The organism is Loktanella salsilacus (assembly GCF_024206795.1).
GTDB classification, from domain to species: Bacteria; Pseudomonadota; Alphaproteobacteria; order Rhodobacterales; family Rhodobacteraceae; genus Loktanella; species Loktanella salsilacus.
On record NZ_CP072994.1, the window covers coordinates 158,440 to 183,089 of the forward strand.

The 24,650-nt window shown below is 57.3% G+C and carries 22 protein-coding genes and 1 tRNA gene; 22 read left to right on the plus strand and 1 reads right to left on the minus strand.

Translation table 11 applies throughout. From position 1 onward, the window contains the following. Positions 1–115 precede the first annotated feature (115 nt). Entirely contained in the window at positions 116–616 is a 501-nt protein-coding gene (locus KBW81_RS00795; RefSeq protein WP_090191893.1) for a ferritin-like domain-containing protein, read from the minus strand. A 167-nt stretch (positions 617–783) separates the two neighbouring features. Between KBW81_RS00795 and KBW81_RS00800 the strand changes: the two genes are divergently transcribed. The 22 genes from KBW81_RS00800 to rplB all read left to right on the plus strand — a co-directional run bounded on the left by KBW81_RS00800 (position 784) and on the right by rplB (position 24,649). Beyond that, positions 784–859 (plus strand) — tRNA-Trp (locus tag KBW81_RS00800). A 38-nt stretch (positions 860–897) separates the two neighbouring features. Beyond that, on the plus strand, positions 898–1,788 hold the full coding sequence (locus tag KBW81_RS00805; RefSeq protein WP_254248017.1) for an immunoglobulin domain-containing family protein: 891 nt from the start codon (positions 898–900) through the stop codon (positions 1,786–1,788). A 71-nt stretch (positions 1,789–1,859) separates the two neighbouring features. Further along, entirely contained in the window at positions 1,860–2,057 is a 198-nt protein-coding gene (gene secE, locus KBW81_RS00810; protein ID WP_090191897.1) for a preprotein translocase subunit SecE, read from the plus strand. Positions 2,058–2,267: 210 nt separating this feature from the next. Beyond that, positions 2,268–2,801: a transcription termination/antitermination protein NusG gene (gene nusG, locus KBW81_RS00815; RefSeq protein ID WP_090191899.1), complete on the plus strand. Its 534-nt coding sequence runs from the start codon at positions 2,268–2,270 to the stop codon at positions 2,799–2,801. Positions 2,802–2,906: 105 nt separating this feature from the next. After that, positions 2,907–3,332, plus strand: coding sequence for a 50S ribosomal protein L11 (gene rplK, locus KBW81_RS00820; protein ID WP_090191901.1), 426 nt, complete (start codon positions 2,907–2,909; stop codon positions 3,330–3,332). Then, a complete protein-coding gene (rplA, locus tag KBW81_RS00825) occupies positions 3,332–4,030 on the plus strand; it encodes a 50S ribosomal protein L1 (protein WP_090191902.1) in 699 nt (232 codons plus the stop codon). Before rplK ends, rplA begins: the two co-directional genes overlap by 1 nt. Positions 4,031–4,282: 252 nt before the next feature. Then, positions 4,283–4,795 carry a 50S ribosomal protein L10 gene (rplJ, locus tag KBW81_RS00830; RefSeq protein WP_090191903.1) on the plus strand — a complete coding sequence of 171 codons (513 nt, stop codon included), beginning with the start codon at positions 4,283–4,285 and terminating at the stop codon, positions 4,793–4,795. A gap of 72 nt (positions 4,796–4,867) precedes the next feature. After that, positions 4,868–5,239, plus strand: a complete 372-nt coding sequence (gene rplL / locus KBW81_RS00835; RefSeq protein ID WP_090191905.1) for a 50S ribosomal protein L7/L12 — start codon at positions 4,868–4,870, stop codon at positions 5,237–5,239. 292 nt (positions 5,240–5,531) lie between these two features. After that, entirely contained in the window at positions 5,532–9,671 is a 4,140-nt protein-coding gene (gene rpoB / locus KBW81_RS00840; protein WP_254248018.1) for a DNA-directed RNA polymerase subunit beta, read from the plus strand. A gap of 96 nt (positions 9,672–9,767) precedes the next feature. After that, positions 9,768–14,027 carry a DNA-directed RNA polymerase subunit beta' gene (gene rpoC, locus KBW81_RS00845; protein ID WP_090191909.1) on the plus strand — a complete coding sequence of 1,420 codons (4,260 nt, stop codon included), beginning with the start codon at positions 9,768–9,770 and terminating at the stop codon, positions 14,025–14,027. Between the two features lie 158 nt (positions 14,028–14,185). Further along, complete coding sequence (locus tag KBW81_RS00850) at positions 14,186–15,088, plus strand: DMT family transporter (protein ID WP_254248019.1); 903 nt, start codon at positions 14,186–14,188, stop codon at positions 15,086–15,088. Positions 15,089–15,374: 286 nt separating this feature from the next. Beyond that, on the plus strand, positions 15,375–15,746 hold the full coding sequence (gene rpsL, locus KBW81_RS00855; protein ID WP_090191912.1) for a 30S ribosomal protein S12: 372 nt from the start codon (positions 15,375–15,377) through the stop codon (positions 15,744–15,746). A 63-nt stretch (positions 15,747–15,809) separates the two neighbouring features. Beyond that, positions 15,810–16,280 (plus strand): 30S ribosomal protein S7, encoded by a 471-nt coding sequence (gene rpsG, locus KBW81_RS00860; RefSeq protein ID WP_090191914.1) that lies wholly within the window; start codon positions 15,810–15,812, stop codon positions 16,278–16,280. A 15-nt stretch (positions 16,281–16,295) separates the two neighbouring features. Next, positions 16,296–18,419, plus strand: a complete 2,124-nt coding sequence (fusA, locus tag KBW81_RS00865; protein WP_254248020.1) for an elongation factor G — start codon at positions 16,296–16,298, stop codon at positions 18,417–18,419. Positions 18,420–18,479: 60 nt separating this feature from the next. After that, on the plus strand, positions 18,480–19,655 hold the full coding sequence (tuf, locus tag KBW81_RS00870) for an elongation factor Tu (RefSeq protein ID WP_254248021.1): 1,176 nt from the start codon (positions 18,480–18,482) through the stop codon (positions 19,653–19,655). A gap of 116 nt (positions 19,656–19,771) precedes the next feature. After that, on the plus strand, positions 19,772–20,218 hold the full coding sequence (locus KBW81_RS00875; protein ID WP_090189723.1) for an acyl-CoA thioesterase: 447 nt from the start codon (positions 19,772–19,774) through the stop codon (positions 20,216–20,218). Positions 20,219–20,407: 189 nt separating this feature from the next. After that, the gene (gene rpsJ, locus KBW81_RS00880; RefSeq protein WP_056032218.1) at positions 20,408–20,719 is read left to right on the plus strand and encodes a 30S ribosomal protein S10; all 312 of its coding nucleotides are present in this window, start codon (positions 20,408–20,410) and stop codon (positions 20,717–20,719) included. Positions 20,720–20,733: 14 nt separating this feature from the next. Beyond that, the gene (gene rplC, locus KBW81_RS00885) at positions 20,734–21,591 is read left to right on the plus strand and encodes a 50S ribosomal protein L3 (RefSeq protein ID WP_254248022.1); all 858 of its coding nucleotides are present in this window, start codon (positions 20,734–20,736) and stop codon (positions 21,589–21,591) included. After that, complete coding sequence (gene rplD, locus KBW81_RS00890; protein ID WP_090189719.1) at positions 21,581–22,201, plus strand: 50S ribosomal protein L4; 621 nt, start codon at positions 21,581–21,583, stop codon at positions 22,199–22,201. The genes rplC and rplD overlap by 11 nt, the downstream gene beginning before the upstream one ends. Then, entirely contained in the window at positions 22,198–22,494 is a 297-nt protein-coding gene (locus KBW81_RS00895) for a 50S ribosomal protein L23 (protein WP_090189717.1), read from the plus strand. The genes rplD and KBW81_RS00895 overlap by 4 nt, the downstream gene beginning before the upstream one ends. A gap of 109 nt (positions 22,495–22,603) precedes the next feature. Further along, positions 22,604–23,620 (plus strand): hypothetical protein, encoded by a 1,017-nt coding sequence (locus KBW81_RS00900; RefSeq protein ID WP_254248023.1) that lies wholly within the window; start codon positions 22,604–22,606, stop codon positions 23,618–23,620. Between the two features lie 186 nt (positions 23,621–23,806). Next, positions 23,807–24,649 (plus strand): 50S ribosomal protein L2, encoded by an 843-nt coding sequence (rplB, locus tag KBW81_RS00905; RefSeq protein ID WP_090189713.1) that lies wholly within the window; start codon positions 23,807–23,809, stop codon positions 24,647–24,649. The last annotated feature ends 1 nt before the right edge of the window (position 24,650 follow it).

Here is a 24,650-nt window from a genome sequence, read left to right on the forward strand (position 1 = left end):
TAGGTTCTAATGAAGGCCGCTTCCGAAAGGAGGCGGTCTTTTTCGTTCTCGAGCCGTGCCTAATAAAAAGGCCACCCCAAGGGGTGGCCTGATCCGTCATCGCAAATCGTTTAGATTAGGCGACAGCGTCTTTGTTGACGCCGCCCTGCATCGCGATTGCTGTCATGTGGCGGTCGCCGCCATAGGTCTGGTCGAGGCACTGTTGCAAGACCGCAGCGTCGCCGTCCAAACCGAGGCGGTTCGCAAAGGCAACCAAGGTGCCGTAGCCGGCCAGCGCGTAGTGCACCATGCGCTGATACTGCGGAATGATCGCGGCATCGCGCACGTCGGGGTCAGAGATATCATCTGACAAGCCGTGGGCGCGGGCTTCTTTCACGAGCCCTTCCATGCCTTTGCAATGCTCGGCATTTGGCGCGATCCCGTGATCGGCGCACAGCTTTTCCAGCGCGGCAATGCCGTCACTGATGCCATTGCCGCCTGCAATCAGGGCCTCGCTCAGCTCTTTGTCTGTGGCGGCGCGGCCAAGCTCTGTCACGACGGGCAGGGACTGTGTGTTCGCGCTCCACAGGTCCTGCAGTTGGTCGAGGTAGATATCTTTGAGGGTGTTCATCGCCATGAAGTCTTCTCCTTTTATGATGTGCTTGAATGGCCAACGGGCGGGGCAGGGGGAATGTTCCATGATTGCCCAACATGCCCTGCTTCGTTTTTCTGCCGGTTTCGCACCGGAAGGGCGCATGGCCTCTTGATCCTGATCCCGGTTCGGGCTAATCGGACGACGGCCTTAGGGGTATAGCTCAGTTGGTAGAGCGACGGTCTCCAAAACCGTAGGCCCACGGTTCGAGCCCGTGTGCCCCTGCCAGTCCTCCGCCGTCTTTTCCGTTCGGAGGCGATGCACCAATGTCATCCTTCACATCTGCGCCAACAGTCGTGTTGCACCTTGGTGCGCATAAGACAGCGACCACGCATCTACAGCATTCCCTGATCGCCCACCGTATTGATCTGTGGCAGCGCGGCATCCGCACGATGATGCCGCCGCATTTGCGCGGTGGCGGGCAAAGCCTAGAGGCGCTGTTCGATTTGCCAATCAATCGCACCGTGACGGGCCACGCGCCGAACCCTGCAGAGGTGCGCGCCAAGCTGATTGGTCAGGCCAAGCGCTTTGTGGTGAGCGAGGAAAACTTACTAGGCGTTTTACAAACGCGCGAGGGTCGCATTCGCCTGCCGCTTTATCCACGCGCCCGCCAACGGCTGGCCATGCTGATCCCTGTGCTGTCGCCCGATCAAGGCGTCGACCTGTGTTTTGCGATCCGCGATCCTGCCGGGTTTCTGAATTCAGCCTACGGGCAGGTGATGATGGGTGGTCACGTCGTTGCGCCGGATGAGTTTAAGGCCCAGCAGCCGCTTGGTGACGTCGATTGGGTTGATGTCGTTAGACGGCTACGGGCCACGCCTGGCGTGAACCGGCTGACGGTGTGGCGTTACGAGGATTATATCCCGCTGTTCCCGCAGATTTGTGAACGCTTACTGGGGGATTGCGGCATTCCGATCGCGCCCCTGCCGGATGCGGTGCACGGCGGTCTGTCCTGCGCGGCTGTTGCAAATGTTCTGGCTGCTGGTCCTGATGACAACCTTAATCCTGTCGCCGCGCGGCAGGCTTGGCCTGTTGGCCCAGGCAATCCACCTTACAATGCTTTTGCAGCGGAAGAGGTCGCCTTGTCGCGCGCGTTCTACGCGGCGCAAGTCGATGAAATCGCAGCAATGGACGGTGTTGATCTGTTGCGGCAATGAAGCCGCGATGGCAGGGTTGAATTGCTGCGCCAAACCCCGTATCTGCGCACAGTCAATCGAAGGACGCTGTCATGGCCACGAATCCCGTCAAGTTCATCAACGAGACCCGCGCTGAAATCGCAAAGGTTGTGTGGCCGACCCGCCGCGAGGTCGTTCTGACCACGGTTATGGTGTTCATCATGGCTGCTCTGATGGCGACATTTTTTAGCATCGTTGATCTGGTGATCCGTCAGGGCCTGCAATTCGTCCTGACCTACTTCGGTAGCTAACCACCAACACGGTGGCGACAAACTGCCCATGCCCCCTTGAATTCAGGTGGCGTCAGCGGTAATAGCCCACAACTTACCCGGATGGCGTGCGGCGAATCGTGTTGCACGCCAAAATTTATTGTCCGGACAGGCGGCGTAAGCGGCTGATAAAATTGGAATTTATGCGGCATGCCCTTTGGGTTTTGACCGTAGTTGCGAGGTGCGAGGAACATGGCGAAACGTTGGTATTCGGTTAGCGTTCTGTCGAACTTCGAAAAAAAGATCGCAGAGACCATCCGTCAAAAGGTTGCCGAGCAAGGCATCGAAGATCAAATCGATGAAGTGCTGGTCCCGACCGAAGAAGTGATCGAGATCCGCCGGAACAAGAAAGTGACAACAGAGCGTCGCTTTATGCCCGGTTACGTTCTGGTTCACATGGAGCTGTCGGACGAAGGTTATCACCTGATCAACTCGATCAACCGCGTCACCGGATTTTTGGGGCCGCAAGGTCGCCCTAGCCCGATGCGCGATGCGGAAGTGCAGGCCATCCTTGGCCGCGTACAAGAGGGCGAAGAAAGCCCACGTACGCTGATTCACTTCGAGATCGGTGAGAAGGTCAAAGTGAACGACGGTCCGTTCGAAGATTTCGACGGCATGGTCGAGGAAGTTGATGAAGACAACCAGCGCCTCAAGGTGACGGTGTCTATCTTTGGTCGGGCAACCCCGGTCGAACTGGAATTCACGCAGGTCTCTAAGCAGGGCTGATGTGTCTCGGACGTGGGAGCGGTTTCGCGAACCACGGCAAATTGGCCCCTTTGTGGGCCGCTTGTAGGGCGGATCTGATCCGCCGCTGAATGAAGGAGAGGCCTCATGGCCAAGAAAGTAGTAGGCACGCTGAAGTTGCAGGTTCCGGCCGGCAACGCCAAGCCAAGCCCGCCCGTCGGCCCAGCACTGGGTCAGCGCGGCATCAACATCATGGAATTCTGCAAGGCGTTCAACGCCAAGACTGCAGACATGGAAAAAGACGCGCCTTGCCCGACCGTAATCACGTATTACGCCGACAAGTCGTTCTCGATGGAAATCAAGACGCCGCCCGCGTCCTATTACATCAAGAAGGCTGCAAAGCTGTCTTCCGGTTCCAAGCTGCCGGGCCGCACGACTGCCGGCTCTATCTCTGCTAAGCAGGTGCGTGAAATCGCCGAAGCGAAGATGAAAGATCTGAATGCGACGTCCGTCGAGGGCGCCATGCTGATCATCGCGGGCTCTGCCCGGTCCATGGGCATCGAGGTGAAGTAATGGCAAAGTTCGGTAAGCGCACAACCGCTGCACGCGCAGCATTCGAAGGCAAAGCAAACGTCAAGGTCACTGAGGCCGTGTCGCTGGTGAAAGCCGCTGCAACTGCAAAGTTCGACGAAACCGTCGAAATCGCAATGGTTCTGGGTGTTGACCCGCGCCACGCTGACCAGATGGTCCGCGGCACGGTCACGCTGCCACACGGCACCGGTAAAACCGTTCGCGTTGCTGTTTTCGCTCGTGGCGATAAGGCTGACGAAGCAAAAGCTGCTGGCGCTGACATCGTCGGTGCAGAAGACCTGATGGAAACCATTCAGGGCGGCACGATCGACTTTGATTGGTGCATCGCGACTCCTGACATGATGGGTGTTGTCGGCCGCTTGGGCAAAATCCTTGGCCCACGCAACCTGATGCCAAACCCACGCGTTGGTACCGTGACGCCTGACGTCGCGACTGCTGTGAAGGACGCCAAAGGCGGCCAAGTTCAGTTCCGCGCTGAAAAAGCTGGCGTTGTTCACGCTGGTATCGGTAAGGCATCTTTCAGCCAAGAGCAGCTGGAAGAGAACGTCAAAGCATTCGTCGACGCCGTGCAAAAAGCACGTCCCGCCGGTGCAAAGGGCACATACATGAAGAAGGTCAACCTGACCTCGACCATGGGCCCAGGCGTTTCTGTCGACATCGCATCCGCGAACGGCAACTAATAGAATTTGGCGCAGCCCTTCGGGGGTGCGCCACTTCGCAGTGACAATCGATCGTCGCTGTGCTGTCCGAGACGGAGGGTACAGGCATCTGTCTGTTATAATTCCTTCCTGAGATGGGAAACGAGAACAAGATTTCCGGGGTTTAGACCTCGGGCGAGATTGGCCTCGGGACCCTGAAACGGACCCGAACGCTCCCTGAAGTCCGGGGGCAAAATTGAGCCGGGGGGAAACCCCCAAACTTGGAGTAAAACTGTGGATAGAGCACAAAAAGAGAAGCTGGTCGAAGAACTCGGCCAGATCTTTGAAAGCTCTGGCGTCGTAGTGGTTGCCCACTACGAGGGTATGACAGTTGCCGAAATGCAGGATCTGCGCGCTTCTATGCGTGAAGCAGGCGGTTCCGTGCGCGTTGCCAAGAACAAGCTCGCCAAGATCGCCCTTGAAGGTAAACCCAGCGCTTCTATTGCTGAGTACCTGACGGGCATGACGGTCCTTGCCTATTCCGAAGACCCTGTCGCTGCGGCGAAAGTGGTTGATGCATATGCTAAGAAGAACGAAAAGCTCGTTATTCTTGGTGGTGCAATGGGCGAGACTGCTCTGGATCCAGCTGGTGTGAAAGCCGTTGCCGGGATGCCAAGCCGCGAAGAGCTTATCAGCTCGATCGTGGGTTGCATCGCAGCACCTGCCGCAAACATCGCCGGGGCCATTGGCGCGCCTGCTTCGAACATCGCGAGCATTCTTTCGACTATCGAAGAGAAAGCTGCATAAAGCACCTCGACTGCCTTGGGGCTTGAAAACCCTGACGTTGGAACACAATTAAGCAAACGGAAAGCATATCAAATGGCTGATCTGAAAAAACTGGCTGAAGAGATCGTTGGTCTGACCCTTCTCGAAGCACAAGAACTGAAAACCATCCTGAAGGATGAGTACGGCATCGAGCCCGCTGCTGGCGGCGCTGTGATGATGGCTGGCCCAGCTGCTGCTGGCGAAGCTGCTGAAGAAAAGACCGAGTTTGACGTCGTCCTGAAGGACGCCGGCGCTCAGAAGATCAACGTGATCAAAGAAGTTCGCGGCATCACCGGTCTTGGCCTGAAAGAAGCCAAGGACCTGGTCGAAGCTGGCGGCAAGGTCAAAGAAGGCGCTTCCAAAGCAGAAGCCGACGAGATCAAAGCAAAGCTGGAAGCAGCTGGCGCAACGGTCGAGCTGGCCTAAGCCTCTCGCGGGCCAGATCTTCTTTGAAGATTTGGAGTTCCGGTTTTTCCATGAAAAATCGGCCACACCCGCACTGTAAAAAATGGCTGGATCTGCGCACGTCGCAGGTCCAGCCGCACCTGTCTTAAAGGTTGGCTGATCAATCAGCCCCCCTTTTGGGTAGGTGGCTCCGTCGGGAGGCCTTTGGTGGGACAAAGGTCACGTATGGACGGCACGCCCCCAGTCATAAGCAGACCACTTTGCAGCCCAGGCAACGTGATATGCGACAGACAGATATAAGGTGATATTAGATATGGCTTCTTCTTTCCTTGGCCAGAAACGCCTGCGCAAGTACTACGGCAAAATTCGTGAAGTCCTGGAGATGCCGAACCTAATTGAGGTTCAGAAATCTTCTTATGACCTGTTCCTGCGGTCCGGCGACAGCCCGATCCCGCTGGACGGCGAAGGCATAATGGGTGTGTTCCAGTCGGTTTTCCCGATTAAAGACTTCAACGAAACCGCTGTTTTGGAATTCGTGAAGTACGAGCTGGAAAAGCCCAAGTACGACGTGGAAGAGTGCCAGCAGCGCGACATGACTTACAGCGCCCCGCTGAAGGTGACACTGCGTCTGATCGTGTTTGATGTAGACGAAGATACCGGTGCGAAGTCCGTCAAAGACATCAAAGAACAAGACGTGTTCATGGGCGACATGCCCCTGATGACGCATAACGGTACGTTCATCGTGAACGGCACCGAGCGCGTAATCGTGTCCCAGATGCACCGTAGCCCCGGCGTGTTCTTTGATCACGACAAGGGTAAGACGCACAGCTCGGGCAAGTTGCTGTTCGCCTGCCGTATCATTCCATACCGTGGTTCGTGGCTTGATTTCGAATTCGACGCCAAGGATCTGGTGTTCTGCCGGATTGACCGTCGTCGTAAGCTGCCCGTCACGACCCTGCTGTATTCGCTGGGCCTTGACCAAGAATCCATCATGGATGCCTACTACAACACGGTTGAATTCAAGCTGGACGCCAAGTCCAACGCTTGGACCACGAAGTTCTTCCCAGAGCGCGTGCGCGGCACCCGTCCGACCTATGACCTGATCGACGCTGCAACTGGCGAAGTGATTGCCAAGGCTGGCGAAAAAGTAACGCCACGGTCCGTGAAAAAGCTGATCGACGAAGGCGATGTCACCGAGCTGCTGGTTCCTTACGAGCACATCGTTGGCAAATTCGTCGCCCGTGACATCATCGACGAAGACACCGGCGCGATCTTTGTCGAGGCTGGCGATGAGCTGACCCTCGAGATGGACAAATCCGGCGACGTTATCGGCGGTACGCTGAAGGAACTGGTTGACGCTGGCGTCACCACGATCCCTGTGCTGGACATCGATAACATCAACGTGGGCGCATATATGCGCAACACGATGGCGGCCGACAAAAACATGAACCGCGAAACCGCGCTCATGGATATCTACCGCGTGATGCGCCCTGGCGAGCCACCAACCGTTGATGCGGCTTCCGCCTTGTTCGACACCCTGTTCTTTGACGCCGATCGTTACGACCTGTCCGCCGTGGGCCGCGTCAAGATGAACATGCGTTTGGATCTGGATGCCGAAGATACGCAGCGTACGCTGCGCCGCGAAGACATCATCGCCTGCATCAAGGCGCTGGTCGAATTGCGCGACGGCAAGGGCGACATCGACGACATCGACCACCTCGGCAACCGCCGCGTCCGGTCCGTCGGCGAGCTGATGGAAAACCAGTACCGCGTTGGTCTGCTGCGCATGGAGCGCGCGATCAAAGAGCGTATGTCCTCGGTCGAGATCGACACGGTCATGCCGCAGGACCTGATCAACGCAAAGCCTGCTGCTGCAGCTGTGCGTGAATTCTTTGGCTCGTCCCAGCTGTCGCAGTTCATGGACCAAACCAACCCGCTGTCGGAAGTCACGCACAAGCGTCGTCTTTCCGCACTGGGACCAGGCGGTCTGACCCGTGAACGCGCTGGCTTTGAAGTGCGCGACGTTCACCCGACCCACTACGGCCGGATGTGCCCGATTGAGACGCCGGAAGGCCCGAACATTGGTCTGATCAACTCGCTGGCTACCTTTGCCCGCGTGAACAAGTATGGCTTTATCGAAACACCTTATCGCAAGGTCGTTGACGGCAAGGTGACGGATGACGTGTCCTACATGTCCGCCACCGAAGAAATGCGTCACACCGTGGCGCAGGCCAACGCGAACTTGAACGAAGACGGCTCTTTCGGGAACGAACTGGTTTCGACCCGTAAGAACGGCGACTACACGCTGTCCCCACGTGAAAACGTGGACCTGATCGACGTGTCGCCTAAGCAGCTGGTCTCGGTCGCGGCATCGCTGATCCCGTTCCTAGAGAACGACGACGCTAACCGCGCTTTGATGGGTTCGAACATGCAGCGTCAGGCTGTGCCGCTGCTGCAAGCAGAAGCACCGCTGGTTGGCACGGGCATCGAAGAAGTTGTGGCCCGGGACTCCGGCGCTGCGATCATGGCGAAGCGCGCGGGCATCATCGACCAAGTTGATGCGCAGCGTATCGTTGTGCGCGCCACGTCCGATCTGGAATTGGGCGACGCAGGCGTCGACATCTACCGCATGCGCAAGTTCCAGCGTTCGAACCAGAACACCTGCATCAACCAGCGTCCGCTGGTTAAGGTTGGTGATACGGTTCTGAAGGGCGAAGTTATTGCCGACGGTCCGTCCACCGATATGGGTGAGCTGGCTCTTGGTAAGAACGTCATCGTCGCCTTCATGCCGTGGAATGGCTACAACTACGAAGACTCGATCCTGATCTCTGAGCGGATTACCCGTGACGACGTGTTCACCTCGATCCACATCGATGAATTCGAAGTTGCGGCCCGCGATACGAAGCTTGGGCCAGAGGAAATCACCCGCGATATCCCGAACGTCGGCGAGGAAGCTCTGCGCAACCTTGACGAAGCCGGTATCGTTTACATCGGTGCAGAAGTTGGGCCGGCAGACATTCTGGTGGGTAAGATCACGCCAAAGGGTGAAAGCCCGATGACGCCTGAAGAAAAGCTGCTGCGCGCGATCTTTGGCGAAAAAGCCTCTGATGTGCGTGACACGTCCCTGCGTCTGCCGCCGGGTGACTTTGGTACGATCGTCGAAGTGCGCGTGTTCAACCGCCACGGTGTGGAAAAGGACGAACGCGCCCTGCAGATCGAGCGCGAAGAAGTCGAGCGTCTTTCGCGCGACCGTGACGACGAGATGGCGATCCTTGATCGCAACATCTACGCCCGTCTGTGGTCGATGATCGAAGGTAAGGTTGCTGTTAAGGGCCCGCGCGGCTTCAAGGCAAACACCGAGATCACGCAAGAGTCCGTGTCCGAACTGTCCCGCGGTCAGTGGTGGCAGTTGGCACTGAAGGACGAAGCTGACGCGCAGATCGTCGAGGCCCTGAACGAGCAGTACGAGATCCAGAAAAAGACAATGGATGCGCGCTTCGAGGACAAGGTCGAGAAAGTACGTCGTGGCGACGACCTGCCGCCAGGTGTGATGAAGATGGTCAAAGTCTTCGTCGCGGTGAAGCGCAAGCTGCAGCCGGGCGATAAGATGGCCGGCCGTCACGGCAACAAGGGTGTGATTTCGAAAGTGGTACCGATGGAGGACATGCCGTTCCTCGCTGATGGCACACCGGTCGACTTCTGTCTGAACCCGCTGGGCGTGCCATCGCGCATGAACGTCGGTCAGATCCTTGAAACCCACATGGGTTGGGCTGCGCGCGGTCTGGGTATCCAGATTGACGAAGCTCTGGGTGCGTATCGCCGGTCTGGCGATCTGACCCCGGTCCGTGAAGCGCTGCGCATTGCCTATGGCGACGATGTCTACGACGAAGGCATCGAAGGCATGGACGACGCGGATATGCTGGAAGCTGCTGGTAACGTGACCCGCGGTGTGCCGATCGCAACACCTGTCTTCGACGGTGCCAAAGAGGCTGACGTGAACGACTCGCTGACGCGGGCCGGTTTCGACACCTCTGGTCAGTCGATCTTGTTTGACGGTCGTACTGGCGAGCAGTTCAGCCGCAAAGTGACGGTGGGTGTGAAGTACCTGCTGAAGCTGCACCACCTTGTCGACGACAAGATCCACGCCCGTTCCACGGGACCGTACTCGCTCGTCACGCAGCAGCCGCTGGGTGGTAAGGCGCAGTTCGGTGGTCAGCGCTTCGGTGAGATGGAGGTCTGGGCACTTGAAGCTTACGGTGCCGCCTACACCCTGCAGGAAATGCTGACGGTGAAGTCGGACGACGTGGCTGGCCGGACCAAGGTCTATGAGAGCATCGTCAAAGGCGAGGACAACTTCGAGGCTGGCGTGCCGGAATCGTTCAACGTTCTGGTCAAAGAAGTCCGGGGCCTCGGCCTCAACATGGAACTCCTGGATGCGGAGGACGGCGAGTAAGAATTTTCCCCGCGAAAATTCTTACGGCGGGAAAAGTCTTCGTGACGAAGACTTTTCCTGTCGGCCCCCACTGCACCCCAATTCAAGGAATTGAAGATGAACCAGGAACTGACAAACAACCCGTTTAACCCGGTTGCCCCGGTCAAAACGTTTGACGAAATTAAGGTCTCTTTGGCATCGCCAGAGCGGATCCTGTCGTGGTCCTTTGGCGAGATCAAAAAGCCAGAGACCATCAACTACCGTACGTTCAAGCCAGAGCGGGACGGTCTGTTCTGCGCGCGTATCTTTGGCCCAATCAAAGACTACGAATGCCTGTGCGGTAAATATAAGCGCATGAAGTATCGCGGCGTTGTCTGCGAGAAGTGCGGTGTTGAAGTCACGCTGCAGAAGGTCCGCCGCGAGCGGATGGGCCACATCGAGCTGGCTGCACCTGTTGCGCACATCTGGTTCCTGAAGTCGCTGCCAAGCCGCATCGGTCTGATGCTGGACATGACGCTGCGCGATCTGGAACGCATTCTGTACTTCGAAAACTACGTCGTGATCGAACCCGGTCTGACGGACCTCACCTATGGTCAGCTGATGACCGAGGAAGAGTTCAACGACGCACAGGACGCCTATGGTGCCGACGCTTTCCAAGCGAACATCGGTGCAGAAGCCATCCGCGAGATGTTGGCCCAGATCGATCTGGATGCCGAAGCAGAGCAGCTGCGTGCTGACCTGAAAGAAGCAACTGGCGAGCTGAAGCCCAAGAAGATCATCAAGCGTCTGAAGATCGTCGAGAACTTCATCGAATCTGGCAACCGTCCCGAGTGGATGGTTCTGACCGTCATTCCGGTCATCCCGCCAGAGCTGCGCCCGCTGGTGCCGCTGGATGGTGGCCGTTTCGCGACGTCCGACCTGAACGACCTTTATCGCCGCGTGATCAACCGGAACAACCGTCTGAAGCGTCTGATCGAATTGCGCGCACCTGACATCATCGTCCGCAACGAAAAGCGGATGCTGCAGGAATCTGTTGACGCATTGTTCGACAACGGCCGCCGCGGCCGCGTCATCACGGGTGCCAACAAGCGCCCGCTGAAGTCGCTGTCCGACATGCTGAAGGGTAAGCAGGGTCGCTTCCGTCAGAACCTTTTGGGTAAGCGCGTCGACTTCTCTGGTCGTTCGGTCATCGTGACCGGCCCAGAGCTGAAGCTGCACCAGTGCGGTCTGCCCAAGAAGATGGCGCTCGAGCTGTTCAAGCCGTTTATCTACTCGCGTCTGGAAGCCAAAGGTCTGTCTTCGACCGTCAAGCAGGCCAAGAAGCTGGTCGAAAAAGAGCGTCCCGAGGTTTGGGATATCTTGGACGAGGTCATCCGCGAACACCCCGTCATGCTGAACCGTGCGCCTACGCTGCACCGTCTTGGCATTCAGGCGTTCGAGCCGGTTCTGATTGAAGGTAAGGCGATCCAGCTGCACCCGCTGGTTTGTTCCGCGTTCAACGCCGACTTTGACGGCGACCAAATGGCTGTTCACGTGCCCCTTTCGCTGGAAGCTCAGCTGGAAGCCCGTGTTCTGATGATGTCCACGAACAACGTTCTGTCGCCCGCCAACGGCGCGCCGATCATTGTTCCTTCGCAGGACATGATCTTGGGCCTGTACTATACAACGATTCAGCGCGACGGGATGAAGGGCGAAGGCATGTCCTTCTCTAACATCGAAGAAGTCGAGCATGGTCTGACCTCTGGCGAGGTGCATCTACACGCCAAAATTCAGGCGCGGATGAGCCAGATCGACGACGAAGGCAACGAAGTCATCGTGCGCTTTGAAACGACCCCAGGCCGTCTGCGCCTTGGTGCGTTGCTGCCGCTGAATGCCAAGGCTCCGTTCAGCTTGGTCAATCGTCTGCTGCGCAAGAAAGAAGTGCAGCAGGTCATCGACACGGTCTATCGTTACTGCGGTCAGAAAGAATCCGTCATCTTCTGTGACCAGATCATGACCATGGGTTTCCGCGAAGCGTTTAAGGCTGGCATCTCTTTCGGTAAGGACGACATGGTCGTTCCTGACACGAAGTGGCCTCTGGTCGAAGAAACGCGCGACTTGGTGAAAGACTTTGAACAGCAGTACATGGACGGCCTGATCACTCAGGGTGAAAAGTACAACAAAGTCGTCGATGCATGGTCGAAGTGTAACGACAAAGTCACCGACGCCATGATGTCGACGATCTCTAAGTCGGGTGTTGACGAGAATGGTGCCGAGAACGAGCCGAACTCGGTCTACATGATGGCCCACTCCGGTGCGCGTGGTTCTGTGACCCAGATGAAGCAGCTGGGCGGTATGCGCGGTCTGATGGCCAAGCCGTCGGGTGAGATCATCGAGACGCCGATCATCTCGAACTTTAAGGAAGGTCTGACCGTTCTTGAGTACTTCAACTCGACCCACGGTGCCCGTAAGGGTCTGTCGGATACGGCGTTGAAGACAGCAAACTCGGGTTACCTAACACGTCGTCTGGTGGACGTTGCACAGGATTGCATCATCCGCGAAATCGATTGCGGCACCGATCGTGCCATCACAGCAGAAGCAGCTGTGAACGATGGCGAGGTCGTATCGTCCTTGGCAGAGCGCGTTCTGGGCCGGGTTTCGGCTGATGACGTGCTGCGTCCCGGCACCGACGAAGTCATCGTCGAGGCAGGCGAGCTGATCGACGAGCGTAAGGCCGACATGATCGACGTGGCTGGCGTTGCGAAAATGCGCATCCGTTCGCCGCTGACATGTGAAGCTGACGACGGCGTCTGCGCGACTTGCTATGGTCGTGACTTGGCTCGCGGTACGCGCGTAAACATCGGTGAAGCTGTCGGCATCATCGCCGCGCAGTCCATCGGTGAGCCCGGTACACAGCTGACGATGCGGACGTTCCACATCGGCGGTGTTGCGCAGGGTGGTCAGCAGTCTTTCCTTGAGGCAAGCCAGCCCGGTAAGGTCGAGTTCCGCAACGCGTCGTTGCTGGACAACACCGCAGGCGAGCATGTTGTCATGGGCCGTAACATGGTTCTGGCGATCGTCGACGAAAGCGGCGTCGAGCGTGCAAACCACAAGGTCGGCTACGGTTCGAAGGTCTTTGTCAAAGAAGGTCAGGACATCCACCGCGGCGACAAGCTGTTTGAATGGGATCCGTTCACACTGCCGATCATCGCCGAAAAAGGTGGTAAGGTGCGTTATGTCGACCTGATCAACGGTATCGCCATGCGCGAAGACACCGACGATGCGACGGGTATGACCCAGCGTATCGTGTCTGACTGGCGCGCGGCCCCCAAGGGCAACGAGCTGGCACCTAAGATCATCATCGCAGGCCCCGATGGGGAACCCGCGTTGAAGGACGACGGCAACCCTGTTTCCTACGCCATGTCTGTTGACGCTGTTCTGTCTGTTGAAGACGGCGAAGACATTCAGGCTGGTGACGTTGTTGCGCGTATTCCGCGTGAGGGCGCCAAGACCAAGGACATCACCGGTGGTCTGCCGCGTGTGGCCGAACTCTTTGAGGCACGTCGCCCCAAGGACCACGCCATCATTGCGGAAATCGACGGCTATGTCCGCTTCGGCAAGGACTACAAAAACAAGCGTCGCATCGCGATTGAAGCGGCGGACGACTCTGAGACCCGCGTCGAATACATGGTGCCGAAAGGCAAGCACATCCCCGTGGCCGAAGGCGACTTCGTCCAGAAGGGTGACTACATCATGGACGGCAACCCGGCCCCGCACGATATTCTTGCGGTCATGGGTGTCGAGGCGCTGGCTGACTACATGATCGACGAGGTGCAGGACGTTTACCGCCTGCAGGGTGTGAAGATTAACGACAAGCACATCGAAGTCATCGTGCGTCAGATGCTGCAGAAGTGGGAAATTCAGGACAGCGGCGATACCGTTCTTCTGAAGGGCGAGACCGTGGACAAGGCTGAGTTCGACGAAGCCAACGCCAAGGTTCTGGCACGCGGCGACCGTCCGGCAACGGGCGAGCCGATCCTGCTTGGTATCACCAAGGCGTCGCTGCAAACTCGCAGCTTCATCTCTGCCGCATCCTTCCAGGAAACCACGCGCGTGCTGACCGAAGCTTCGGTTCAGGGCAAGCGGGACAAACTGGTCGGTCTGAAAGAGAACGTCATCGTGGGTCGTCTGATCCCAGCCGGCACCGGTGGTGCCACCAGCCGGATCCGCGGCATCGCAGCATCGCGTGATGGTGTTGTGATCGAAACGCGTCGTGAAGAGGCCGAAGAGGCTGCCCGTCTGGCAGCACCGATGCCCGCTCCTGCCAGCGAAGACGTTGTTGGTGCCGATGTGTTCGACACTGTGATCGTCGACACTCCAGAAAGCCGCGACGAGTAAAAACGGCCTACGGGCTGTCAGTGAAAAGGCCCCCGCATTGCGCGGGGGCCTTTTTCGTTTTGCGGCGCGGCTATCACTTACCCTTTGCGGTTGAGAATTTATTCGCCCGCTCGCCGCGCCCTCTGGCGCGGGGCAGGGGGCGCTGATACGCCGACGTCATGGCACAGATATCAGACAATATGCGCGGCGCTGCCCTGATGACCGGGGCGATGGTGACATTCACGATCAACGACTCCTTTACCAAGACGTTGGGGGATGTCCTGCCGTTGTCGCAGCTTTTGTGCCTGCGCGGTCTAGGGGTGACAGTTTGTCTGATCATCATGGCGCGCGTCATGGGGCAGTTGCGGTTTGATCTACCACTACGTGACTGGATCATCATGCTGCTGCGCACCGCCGGAGAGATCGGCGGGGCCTACTTCTTTATCTCTGCGTTGTTTCATATGCCGATCGCAAACGTCAGCGCGATCATGCAGGTTCTTCCGCTCAGTGTTAGCCTTGCCGGTGCGTTGTTCATGGGCGAGGCTTTGGGGTGGCGGCGGCTGCTTGCCATTCTGGTGGGCTTTGGCGGCGTCATGCTGATCGTCCGCCCCGGAGGGGCTGATTTCAATATCTTCTCGCTTTATGCGCTTGGCGCGGTCGCCTGTGTGACTTTGCGTGACTTGATCGTGCGCAAGCTTTCGCGGTCGGTGCCATCGCTAATGGTGTCCTTGGCCGCAGCGGCCGGGGTGACGGTCTTTGCGGGCTTCGTTTCACTTTGGGACGACTGGCAGCCTTTGAACGCCCACGAGGCGTTCAATTTGGCCGGTGCGACTGTGTTCGTCATCTTTGGCTATATCTTTTCCGTCGCCGCGATGCGTGTCGGAGAGATCGGCTTTGTCGCCCCGTTCCGCTATGCTAGCTTGCTGACGGCAATGATGCTTGGTGTCGTCGTCTTTGGCGAATTCCCAAACAGCCTGACGTTGATCGGGGCGGGAATCGTTGTCGCAACGGGTATTTTCACGCTTCTGCGTGAGCAGCGGCTAAGCATGAAGCGGCGCGTTGTCCCTGACCGTATTCGTTAGGAAATACTGGGCCTGTACGACCGTTGGGGATGTGTTGACACCCTACGTCCAACGGCCTATACGGCCCCTCATCCGGGTCAGGGCGCAGTCCGTCCAAATCCGATATCATAGTTGAAGTGGTCAAGAACCGGGCACCTATAGCCTTGTTCCTCTGTTACCCACCGCACCGAACCTCCGGTAAGGGTTCGACTGCGGATTTTTTGTGCTGTTCCAATCGGAGTTGCACGCGTCATCAATCCGCGGCCCCCGGTGGTCGCCACACAAGAAAGATGGGGACAAAAGCCCAATGCCAACGATCCAGCAGCTGATCCGCAAGCCGCGTCAGCCTAAAGTAGTCCGTTCGAAATCGATGCACCTTGAAGGTTGCCCGCAAAAGCGCGGCGTCTGCACACGCGTCTATACAACCACGCCTAAGAAGCCGAACTCGGCTATGCGTAAGGTTGCTAAGGTCCGTCTGACCAATGGCTTCGAAGTCATCTCGTACATCGGCGGCGAAAGCCACAACCTTCAGGAGCACTCTGTTGTCCTGATCCGTGGCGGCCGTGTAAAAGACCTTCCAGGTGTCCGTTACCACATCCTGCGCGGTGTTCTGGATACCCAAGGCGTCAAAGACCGTAAGCAGCGTCGCTCCAAGTATGGCGCGAAGCGGCCGAAGTAAGAAACTCGGCCGACCCGGGCGACGCCCGGGAATTCGCCCGCAACTTGATAAGAGGAAAAAGACATGTCACGTCGTCACGCCGCTGAAAAACGCCAAGTCCTGCCGGACGCAAAGTTCGGTGATACCATTCTGACCAAATTCATGAACAACCTGATGGTCGACGGCAAAAAAGCCGTTGCTGAACGGATTGTTTACAACGCATTCGACCGCGTCGAAGGCAAGCTGAAGAAGTCCCCCGTGGAAGTATTCCACGAGTGCCTTGAGAACATCAAACCTTCCGTCGAAGTGCGTTCGCGCCGCGTCGGTGGTGCGACCTATCAGGTCCCCGTCGAAGTGCGTCCTGAGCGCCGCGAAGCGCTGGCGATCCGTTGGTTGATCGCTGCTGCGAAAAAGCGCAACGAAAACACGATGGAAGAGCGTCTTGCTGGTGAGCTGCTTGACGCAGTCAACGGCCGCGGCACTGCCGTGAAAAAGCGCGAAGACACTCACAAGATGGCCGACGCAAACAAAGCGTTCAGCCACTACCGCTGGTAAGCAGGAGCACCTTTTATGGCACGCGACTATAAACTCGAGCGCTACCGGAATTTCGGTATCATGGCGCACATCGACGCAGGCAAAACCACCTGCACCGAGCGGATCCTGTTCTATACCGGCAAGTCCCACAACATCGGCGAAGTTCATGACGGCGCCGCGACGATGGACTGGATGGAGCAGGAGCAGGAGCGCGGGATCACGATTACGTCCGCTGCGACCACCACGTTTTGGCAGCGCCAGGATGATCCTTCGGAAGAAGGCACGTCCGACACCAAGATCCGCATGAACATCATCGACACCCCCGGCCACGTGGACTTCACCATCGAAGTCGAGCGTTCGCTGGCTGTGCTTGACGGTGCGATCTGCTTGCTCGACGCCAACGCTGGTGTTGAACCGCAGACAGAAACCGTGTGGCGTCAGGCTGACCGCTACAAGGTGCCGCGGATCGTGTTCGTCAACAAGATGGATAAGATCGGCGCTGACTTCTACAAGTGCGTACAGATGCTTAAGGACCGCGTTGCAGCAGTTCCTGCCCCGATCCAGCTGCCAATCGGTGCCGAAACCGAACTGGAAGGCATCATCGATCTCGTGACCATGGAAGAGTGGGTCTATCAGGGTGAAGATCTGGGCGCGTCCTGGGTTCGTCAGCCGATCCGCGAAAGCATGAGCGAGCTGGCGCTGGAGTGGCGCGGCAAGCTGGTCGAGCTGGCTGTCGACATGGACGACGAAGCAATGATGGAATACCTGGAAGGCAACGAGCCTGACGTTCCAACACTGCGCAAGCTGATCCGTAAGGGTACGCTGGCAATGAAATTCGTCCCCATTCTGGCCGGTTCCGCGTTCAAGAACAAAGGCGTCCAGCCTCTGTTGAACGCAGTCATCGACTATCTGCCAAGCCCGATGGACGTTGTTGACTACATGGGCTTCAAGCCCGGCGATGAGACGGAAACCCGTAGCATCCCGCGCCGTGCCGATGACGATATGCCGTTCTCTGGTCTTGCGTTCAAAATCATGAACGACCCGTTCGTTGGCTCGCTGACGTTTACCCGCATCTATTCGGGTAAGCTGAAAAAGGGCGACTCGATGCTCAACTCTACCAAGGGTAATAAAGAGCGCGTCGGCCGGATGATGATGATGCACGCCATCAACCGCGAAGAGATCGACGAAGCCTGGGCTGGCGACATCATCGCGTTGGGTGGCCTCAAGGGCACTACGACCGGTGATACGCTTTGCGACCCTGCAGATCCGGTCGTTCTGGAAACGATGACGTTCCCAGAGCCAGTGATCGAGATCGCTATCGAGCCAAAGACCAAAGCCGACCAGGAAAAGATGGGCCTTGCCCTCGCACGTCTGGCAGCCGAGGATCCCTCCTTCCGCGTGGAAACTGACTTTGAATCTGGTCAGACCATCATGAAGGGCATGGGCGAACTTCACCTCGACATCCTCGTTGACCGTATGAAGCGCGAATTCAAAGTCGAGGCGAACATCGGTGCGCCGCAGGTGGCGTATCGCGAAACCATCGGCCACGAAGTCAAGCACACCTACACCCACAAGAAGCAGTCGGGTGGTTCGGGTCAGTTTGGTGAAGTCACGCTGCTGATCATGCCAACAGAGCCGGGCGAAGGTTATTCGTTCGAATCCAAGGTCGTTGGTGGTTCGGTGCCGAAGGAATACATTCCGGGCGTCGAAAAGGGTGTGAAGTCGGTCATGGACTCTGGTCCGCTGGCAGGTTTCCCGGTCATCGACTTCAAGGTGCAGCTGCTGGAAGGCAAGTACCACGACGTCGACTCCTCGGTCCTCGCGTTCGAGATCGCTGCACGTATGTGTATGCGTGAAGGCATGCGTAAGGCCGGCGCGAAGCTGCTGGAACCGATCATGAAGGTCGAAGTTGTGACCCCGGAAGAGTACACCGGCGGCATCATCGGCGACCTGACATCCCGTCGCGGGATGGTGCAGGGGCAGGACAGCCGCGGCAACGCGAACGTCATCGACGCCTTCGTGCCGCTGGCGAACATGTTCGGCTACATCAACACGCTGCGCTCGATGTCCTCGGGCCGTGCGAACTTCTCGATGCAGTTCGCTCACTACGAGCCGGTCCCGCAGAACATCTCTGACGAGATCCAGAAGAAATACGCTTAATCGGGCTGCGCGGGGGAGACCCCGCGCCCCACACCTAATTCGCATACCAAGGAGGCCATCATGGCTAAGGCAAAGTTCGAACGCAACAAACCGCACGTGAACATCGGGACCATCGGTCACGTTGACCACGGCAAGACGACGCTGACGGCGGCAATCACGAAGTACTTCGGTGACTTCAAAGCCTACGACCAGATCGACGGCGCACCCGAAGAAAAAGCACGCGGCATCACCATCTCGACCGCACACGTCGAGTATGAGTCCGAAGCACGTCACTACGCTCACGTTGACTGCCCCGGCCACGCCGACTACGTCAAGAACATGATCACCGGTGCTGCCCAGATGGACGGCGCGATTCTGGTTGTGAACGCTGCTGACGGCCCGATGCCACAAACGCGCGAGCACATCCTGCTGGGCCGCCAGGTGGGTATCCCCTACATGGTCGTCTACATGAACAAGGTTGACCAGGTCGACGACGAAGAGCTGCTGGAGCTCGTCGAGATGGAAATCCGCGAGTTGCTGTCCAAGTACGACTACCCCGGCGACGATATCCCGATCATCCGCGGCTCCGCTCTGCACGCGATGAACGGCACCCGTCCTGAAATCGGCGAAGAGTCGATCAAGGCGCTGATCGCTGCTGTGGACGAGTACATCCCGACACCAGCACGTGCAGTTGACCTGCCGTTCCTGATGCCAATCGAGGACGTGTTCTCGATCTCTGGTCGCGGTACTGTTGTGACTGGCCGTATCGAGCGCGGCGTGATCAACGTTGGCGACAGCATTGAAATCGTTGGTATCCGCGACACCAAGACCACGACTTGCACGGGCGTTGAGATGTTCCGCAAGCTGCTGGACTCCGGTCAAGCTGGTGACAACGTCGGTATCCTGCTGCGCGGCATCGACCGTGAAGGCGTGGAGCGTGGTCAGGTTCTGTGTAAGCCAAAGTCGGTTGCACCGCACACCAAGTTCGAGGCCGAGGCCTATATCCTGAACAAGGAAGAAGGCGGTCGTCACACACCGTTCTTCGCGAACTACCGCCCGCAGTTCTACTTCCGTACAACGGACGTGACCGGCACCGTGATCCTGCCCGAGGGCACGGAAATGGTTATGCCTGGTGACAACCTGAAGTTCGAAGTCGAACTGATCGCACCGATCGCCATGGAAGACGGCCTGCGTTTCGCAATCCGCGAAGGCGGCCGCACCGTCGGCGCTGGCGTTGTGTCCAAGATCCTGGCGTAAGCCATCCGTCAGACCGGCAACGGTCCGACAACAGAAAGGCCGCTTCCGAAAGGAGGCGGCCTTTTTCGTATATTTTAAAGCATTGCGATGAGCGCTTCGACGTCGAAAGGGAATACATGGACCGCAGAGAGCTAGAAATGACTGTTCTGATGACGCCTGATATGGCAAATTTCAGTGGAAAGGTTCACGGAGGCGCGCTTTTGAACTTGTTAGACCGCGTCGCTTTCTCCTGTGCGTCTCGCTATTCGGGTGAATACGCGGTGACCCTTTCGGTTGACCGCGTGGTGTTCAAGGAACCGATCGCAGTGGGGGAATTGGTCACATTTCGGGCGAGCGTGAACTACGCAGGGCGCACATCCATGGAGATTGGTATCAGGGTTGAAGCGGAGAATATCCGCGATGGAACGCGCCGACATACCAATTCATGCTATTTTACGATGGTTGCGGTGGACGCAGCGGGTAAACCATTTGCGATCCCTAAGCTTGCCGTGGACACGCCGGTGCGACAACGCCGAGTTGACGCCGCGATTAGGCGAAGGCAGCAGGCCCGCGACGAAGGCTAGGGGGCATAGTGTGGCGTTGCAGGGCAAGAACCCCCCTTGCCACACCGCCCGACTCACCCTATACGGCCAGCAACTCACCAAGGGTGCGCTTTGCGTGCCCTTTTTAAGTTACCATAAGACGCGACGAGGGGGCCGGATGAGCCTGTCTCCTCCTCTCCGATCTAAGCCCTAGTTGAAGGGTGATGTCACATGGCAGCCAGCCAGAACATCCGCATCCGCCTGAAGGCGTTTGACTACCGCGTCCTTGACGCTTCCACCGCAGAGATCGTCTCTACCGCTAAGCGCACCGGCGCTTCGGTTCGTGGCCCGATCCCGCTGCCAAACAAGATCGAAAAATTCACCGTTTTGCGCGGTCCGCACATCGACAAGAAGTCGCGCGACCAGTTCGAGATCCGTACGCACAAGCGTTTGCTTGATATCGTCGATCCGACTCCGCAGACCGTTGACGCCCTGATGAAGCTCGACCTCGCCGCTGGCGTGGACGTGCAGATCAGCGTTTAAGGAGGATATTGAATATGCTCCGTACAGGATTGATCGCGAAGAAGCTGGGCATGACCCGCTTGTTCATGGAAGACGGCCGCCAGATCCCGGTGACCGTTCTTGCGCTGGAAAACCTTCAGGTCGTCGCACAGCGTACGCCCGAGCGTGACGGCTACACAGCCGTTCAGCTGGGTGCTGGCACAGCCAAGGTAAAGCGCGTCAGCGCGCCAATGCGTGGCCACTTCGCCAAGGCGAATGTGGAACCAAAGCGCAAGGTTGCTGAATTCCGCGTTGCGACCGAAAACATGATCGCCGTTGGCGAAGAAATCACTGCGAACCACTACTTCGCTGGTCAGTTTGTCGACATCTCCGGCACATCGATCGGTAAGGGTTTCCAGGGTGCCATGAAGCGTCACAACTTCGGTGGTTTGCGCGCGTCGCACGGTGTTTCCGTGTCGCACCGTTCGCACGGCTCCGTTGGCCAGTGTCAGGATCCGGGCCGCATCTTTAAAGGTAAAAAGATGGCCGGTCACATGGGCTCCGCTCGTGTTACCACCCAGAACCTGCAGGTCATCAAGACCGACCCCGATCGCGGCTTGATCATGGTCAAAGGCGCTGTTCCCGGTTCCAAGGGCGCATGGGTCACTGTTAAGGATGCCGTCAAAAAGGCGACACCCGAAGGCGTGATGTACCCAGCTGGCCTGAAGTCCATGGACGACGAAGCCAAGCGTCTGGCCGAAGAAGCAGCAGCAGCCGCAGCCGCTGCAGAAGCAGCAGCCGCACAGGCCGCCGCTGAAGCAGAGCAGGCCGCACTTGAGGCAGCTGAAGCTGAGGCCGCAAACGAAACCCCGGCGGACGACGCCGCAAACGAGGGTGACAAAAATGAAGGCTGATGCAATCAAGATCGACGGCGCATCCGCTGGTTCCGTGGAACTGGATGACGCCATCTTCGGACTGGAGCCGCGTGCGGACATCCTGCACCGTGTGGTCCGTTGGCAGCGTAACAACGCACAGCAGGGTACACACTCCACGCTGGGCCGTTCCGATGTGTCTTACTCGACCAAGAAGATCTATCGCCAAAAAGGCACCGGTGGCGCACGTCACGGTTCCAAAGGCGCGCCGATCTTCCGTCACGGTGGTGTTTACAAGGGTCCAACCCCGCGTAGCCATGGCCACGAGCTGACCAAGAAGTTCCGCAAGCTGGGTCTGCGTCACGCGCTGTCCGCTAAGCTGTTGGCTGGCGAGCTGGTCGTGATCGACCAACTGGCTGTCGACAACGCCAAGACATCGGCGCTGGCAAAGCACGTGAACGATCGTGGCTGGAAGCGTGCGCTGATCATCGATGGTGCCGAGGTCAACGCTGACTTCGCCCGCGCAGCGCGCAACTTGGCCAATCTGGACGTCCTGCCCTCCATGGGCGCGAACGTCTATGATATTCTGAAAAGCGATACCTTGGTCATCACGAAGGCCGGTCTCGAAGCACTGGAGGCTCGACTGAAATGAGCGCGAAGGCAGAACACTACGACGTGATCCGCAAGCCGATCATCACGGAAAAGGCGACCCAGACATCCGAGAACAACGGTGTTGTTTTCGAGGTGGCAATCGACGCCAACAAGCCGATGATCAAGCAGGCCGTTGAGGCCCTGTTCGGTGTGAAGGTCAAGGCCGTCAACACGACGATCACCAAAGGTAAAGTGAAGCGCTTCCGCGGCTCGCTTGGTACCCGTAAGGACGTCAAGAAGGCCTATGTGACGCTCGAAGAGGGTAATTCCATCGACGTGTCCACCGGTCTGTAAGGCTGGCTTTACGGTTAGAATGAAGAAGGCCCCTCGTGAAAGCGGGGGGCCTTTTTTATTCTGTTATTTAGCTGCCACTGAGTAACAAGAGTCGTAGGAGTGGGAATAAATGAACATCAAGCAGTCGGAGTTATTGAAGCTCGAGCACCTTGACGTATCGGCGCTAAAGACACGTGATGTGCCTCTCTTGCCTGTCTGGAGAGATGGGGACTGGCACATGTGGTTTTTGACCGGCGACGCGTGTTTGCAGAAAATGCAAATACATGACATTGCTTCGGGCGAATATCTTTCTAATGGAGATGCGGCAAGATCTGATGATCTTGGCTTTGAGCTTCTTAATCTTTTTAATCAGTATTTTAGTTACGCCAGCCTTAGGTCATTTTCAAGCGCCCTCGCTGACGATTTTGGAAATTTGGCTGTTCATGCCGCTAAGATCGATCATTTGTTTTACAATCGTAATTTAATTGATCCGGTGTTACTCTCTTCGTTCATATCAACCGAAATAGAGGGCATGCTCGTCAATATTAGGTCCACATTTGATTTGACGCAGGAGATTATGTCTCGGTTTTGGAACGATCACGTTCAGCTTATCGATTTGCACTCAAATGCGTTAAAGAAACAAAATAAGCTTCCTGGTACATTCCGCAAAGTGATAGAAAGCAGTGGTAAATTGCGGTCGAAACCCGACATTATAGCGAAGTATTTACTGCCTGCTGACGTAGCTAATGAGTATGTCCGTCATTCTGAATTTTTTATGAGGTTGCGGGCTAATCGGGATTCTATTGTGCATGGAACGAAGGGGGTCAATCATATATTCGTTGATGAACGTGGGTTCGCTGTTAATCCATGTGATGAACTGTTTTCTAAATTTATTTGGAAGGACTTTCACTATCTTAATGCAAATTTAGTGTCGCTTAGGCCATGGCTAGCCGATATCATTCTATCAGCTATGCAAGCTTGCACTGATTTGATCGGCTCTTTTGGAAAGTGTATTCAGTTGGACGATAAGATTTTTCCAGGTTACAAAGTGTTTCTGCGACACTCAGCTAATCCTGCTTTGGCCACTCTATTAACTGCAGCTAGTGTTGATCGTGGAGTTGCCGAGCCCGCCGTCTTTTGGAACTAAACCGGATGAAGCAATTGTGAGTCAGGCTTGCCCCCCTTGCCAGCCTACCCCCTCCCTGCTATCAGCCGCCAATCACCCGGCCTCGGATTCGTTCCGGGGCCGTTTGGTTTATTCTTTGGGACCTTCGGGGCCCTTCACTTCAGGCACCTCGCAAGAGGCGCCGCCAAGCAAACGGAAGACAGAAACATGGCACTAAAGTCGTACAAACCGACGACGCCGGGCCAGCGTGGGCTGGTGCTGATCGACCGTTCGGAGCTTTGGAAAGGACGTCCCGTTAAGGCCCTTACTCAGGGTCTTACGAAATCGGGCGGCCGGAACAACACCGGACGGATCACCATGCGTCGTATTGGTGGGGGCGCTAAGCGTCTTTACCGCATCGTCGATTTCAAGCGTAACAAGCTGGACATGTCCGCTGTTATCGTGCGGATCGAATATGACCCGAACCGCACCGCTTTCATCGCGCTGATCCAGTACGAAGACGGCACACAGAATTACATCCTGGCACCTCAGCGTGTTTCGATCGGTGACAAGGTCATCGCGTCGGCCAAAGCTGACATCAAGCCAGGCAACGCTATGCCTTTCTCTGGCATGCCGATCGGTACCATCGTTCACAACATCGAACTGAAGCAAGGCAAGGGCGGCCAGATCGCTCGTGCTGCTGGCACCTATGCCCAGTTCGTTGGTCGTGACGGCGGCTACGCTCAGATCCGTTTGTCCTCGGGCGAACTGCGTCTGGTCCGTCAGGAATGCATGGCCACCATCGGTGCCGTGTCCAACCCTGACAACAGCAACCAGAACCTCGGTAAAGCCGGTCGTATGCGCCACTATGGCGTGCGTCCGTCCGTTCGCGGTGTCGCTATGAACCCAATCGACCACCCGCATGGTGGTGGTGAAGGTCGGACCTCCGGTGGTCGTCACCCGGTCACCCCGTGGGGCAAGGGCACCAAGGGCAACAAGACTCGCGACAAGAACAAGGCGTCCTCGCGTCTGATCGTCCGTTCGCGTCACCAGAAGAAGAAAGGCCGCTAAT

Coding starts and splice junctions, on each gene's coding strand:
- rpsJ (WP_056032218.1), top strand. CDS start 20,408: ATGGCAGCCAGCCAGAACATCCGCATCCGCCTGAAGGCGTTTGACTAC.
- secE (WP_090191897.1), top strand. CDS start 1,860: ATGGCCACGAATCCCGTCAAGTTCATCAACGAGACCCGCGCTGAAATC.
- rplC (WP_254248022.1), top strand. CDS start 20,734: ATGCTCCGTACAGGATTGATCGCGAAGAAGCTGGGCATGACCCGCTTG.
- KBW81_RS00795 (WP_090191893.1), bottom strand. CDS start 616: ATGGCGATGAACACCCTCAAAGATATCTACCTCGACCAACTGCAGGAC.
- KBW81_RS00900 (WP_254248023.1), top strand. CDS start 22,604: ATGAACATCAAGCAGTCGGAGTTATTGAAGCTCGAGCACCTTGACGTA.
- rpsG (WP_090191914.1), top strand. CDS start 15,810: ATGTCACGTCGTCACGCCGCTGAAAAACGCCAAGTCCTGCCGGACGCA.
- rplK (WP_090191901.1), top strand. CDS start 2,907: ATGGCCAAGAAAGTAGTAGGCACGCTGAAGTTGCAGGTTCCGGCCGGC.
- rplD (WP_090189719.1), top strand. CDS start 21,581: ATGAAGGCTGATGCAATCAAGATCGACGGCGCATCCGCTGGTTCCGTG.
- KBW81_RS00875 (WP_090189723.1), top strand. CDS start 19,772: ATGGACCGCAGAGAGCTAGAAATGACTGTTCTGATGACGCCTGATATG.
- rpoB (WP_254248018.1), top strand. CDS start 5,532: ATGGCTTCTTCTTTCCTTGGCCAGAAACGCCTGCGCAAGTACTACGGC.
- nusG (WP_090191899.1), top strand. CDS start 2,268: ATGGCGAAACGTTGGTATTCGGTTAGCGTTCTGTCGAACTTCGAAAAA.
- rplB (WP_090189713.1), top strand. CDS start 23,807: ATGGCACTAAAGTCGTACAAACCGACGACGCCGGGCCAGCGTGGGCTG.
- tuf (WP_254248021.1), top strand. CDS start 18,480: ATGGCTAAGGCAAAGTTCGAACGCAACAAACCGCACGTGAACATCGGG.
- rplL (WP_090191905.1), top strand. CDS start 4,868: ATGGCTGATCTGAAAAAACTGGCTGAAGAGATCGTTGGTCTGACCCTT.
- KBW81_RS00850 (WP_254248019.1), top strand. CDS start 14,186: ATGGCACAGATATCAGACAATATGCGCGGCGCTGCCCTGATGACCGGG.
- rplA (WP_090191902.1), top strand. CDS start 3,332: ATGGCAAAGTTCGGTAAGCGCACAACCGCTGCACGCGCAGCATTCGAA.
- fusA (WP_254248020.1), top strand. CDS start 16,296: ATGGCACGCGACTATAAACTCGAGCGCTACCGGAATTTCGGTATCATG.
- KBW81_RS00895 (WP_090189717.1), top strand. CDS start 22,198: ATGAGCGCGAAGGCAGAACACTACGACGTGATCCGCAAGCCGATCATC.
- KBW81_RS00805 (WP_254248017.1), top strand. CDS start 898: ATGTCATCCTTCACATCTGCGCCAACAGTCGTGTTGCACCTTGGTGCG.
- rpoC (WP_090191909.1), top strand. CDS start 9,768: ATGAACCAGGAACTGACAAACAACCCGTTTAACCCGGTTGCCCCGGTC.
- rpsL (WP_090191912.1), top strand. CDS start 15,375: ATGCCAACGATCCAGCAGCTGATCCGCAAGCCGCGTCAGCCTAAAGTA.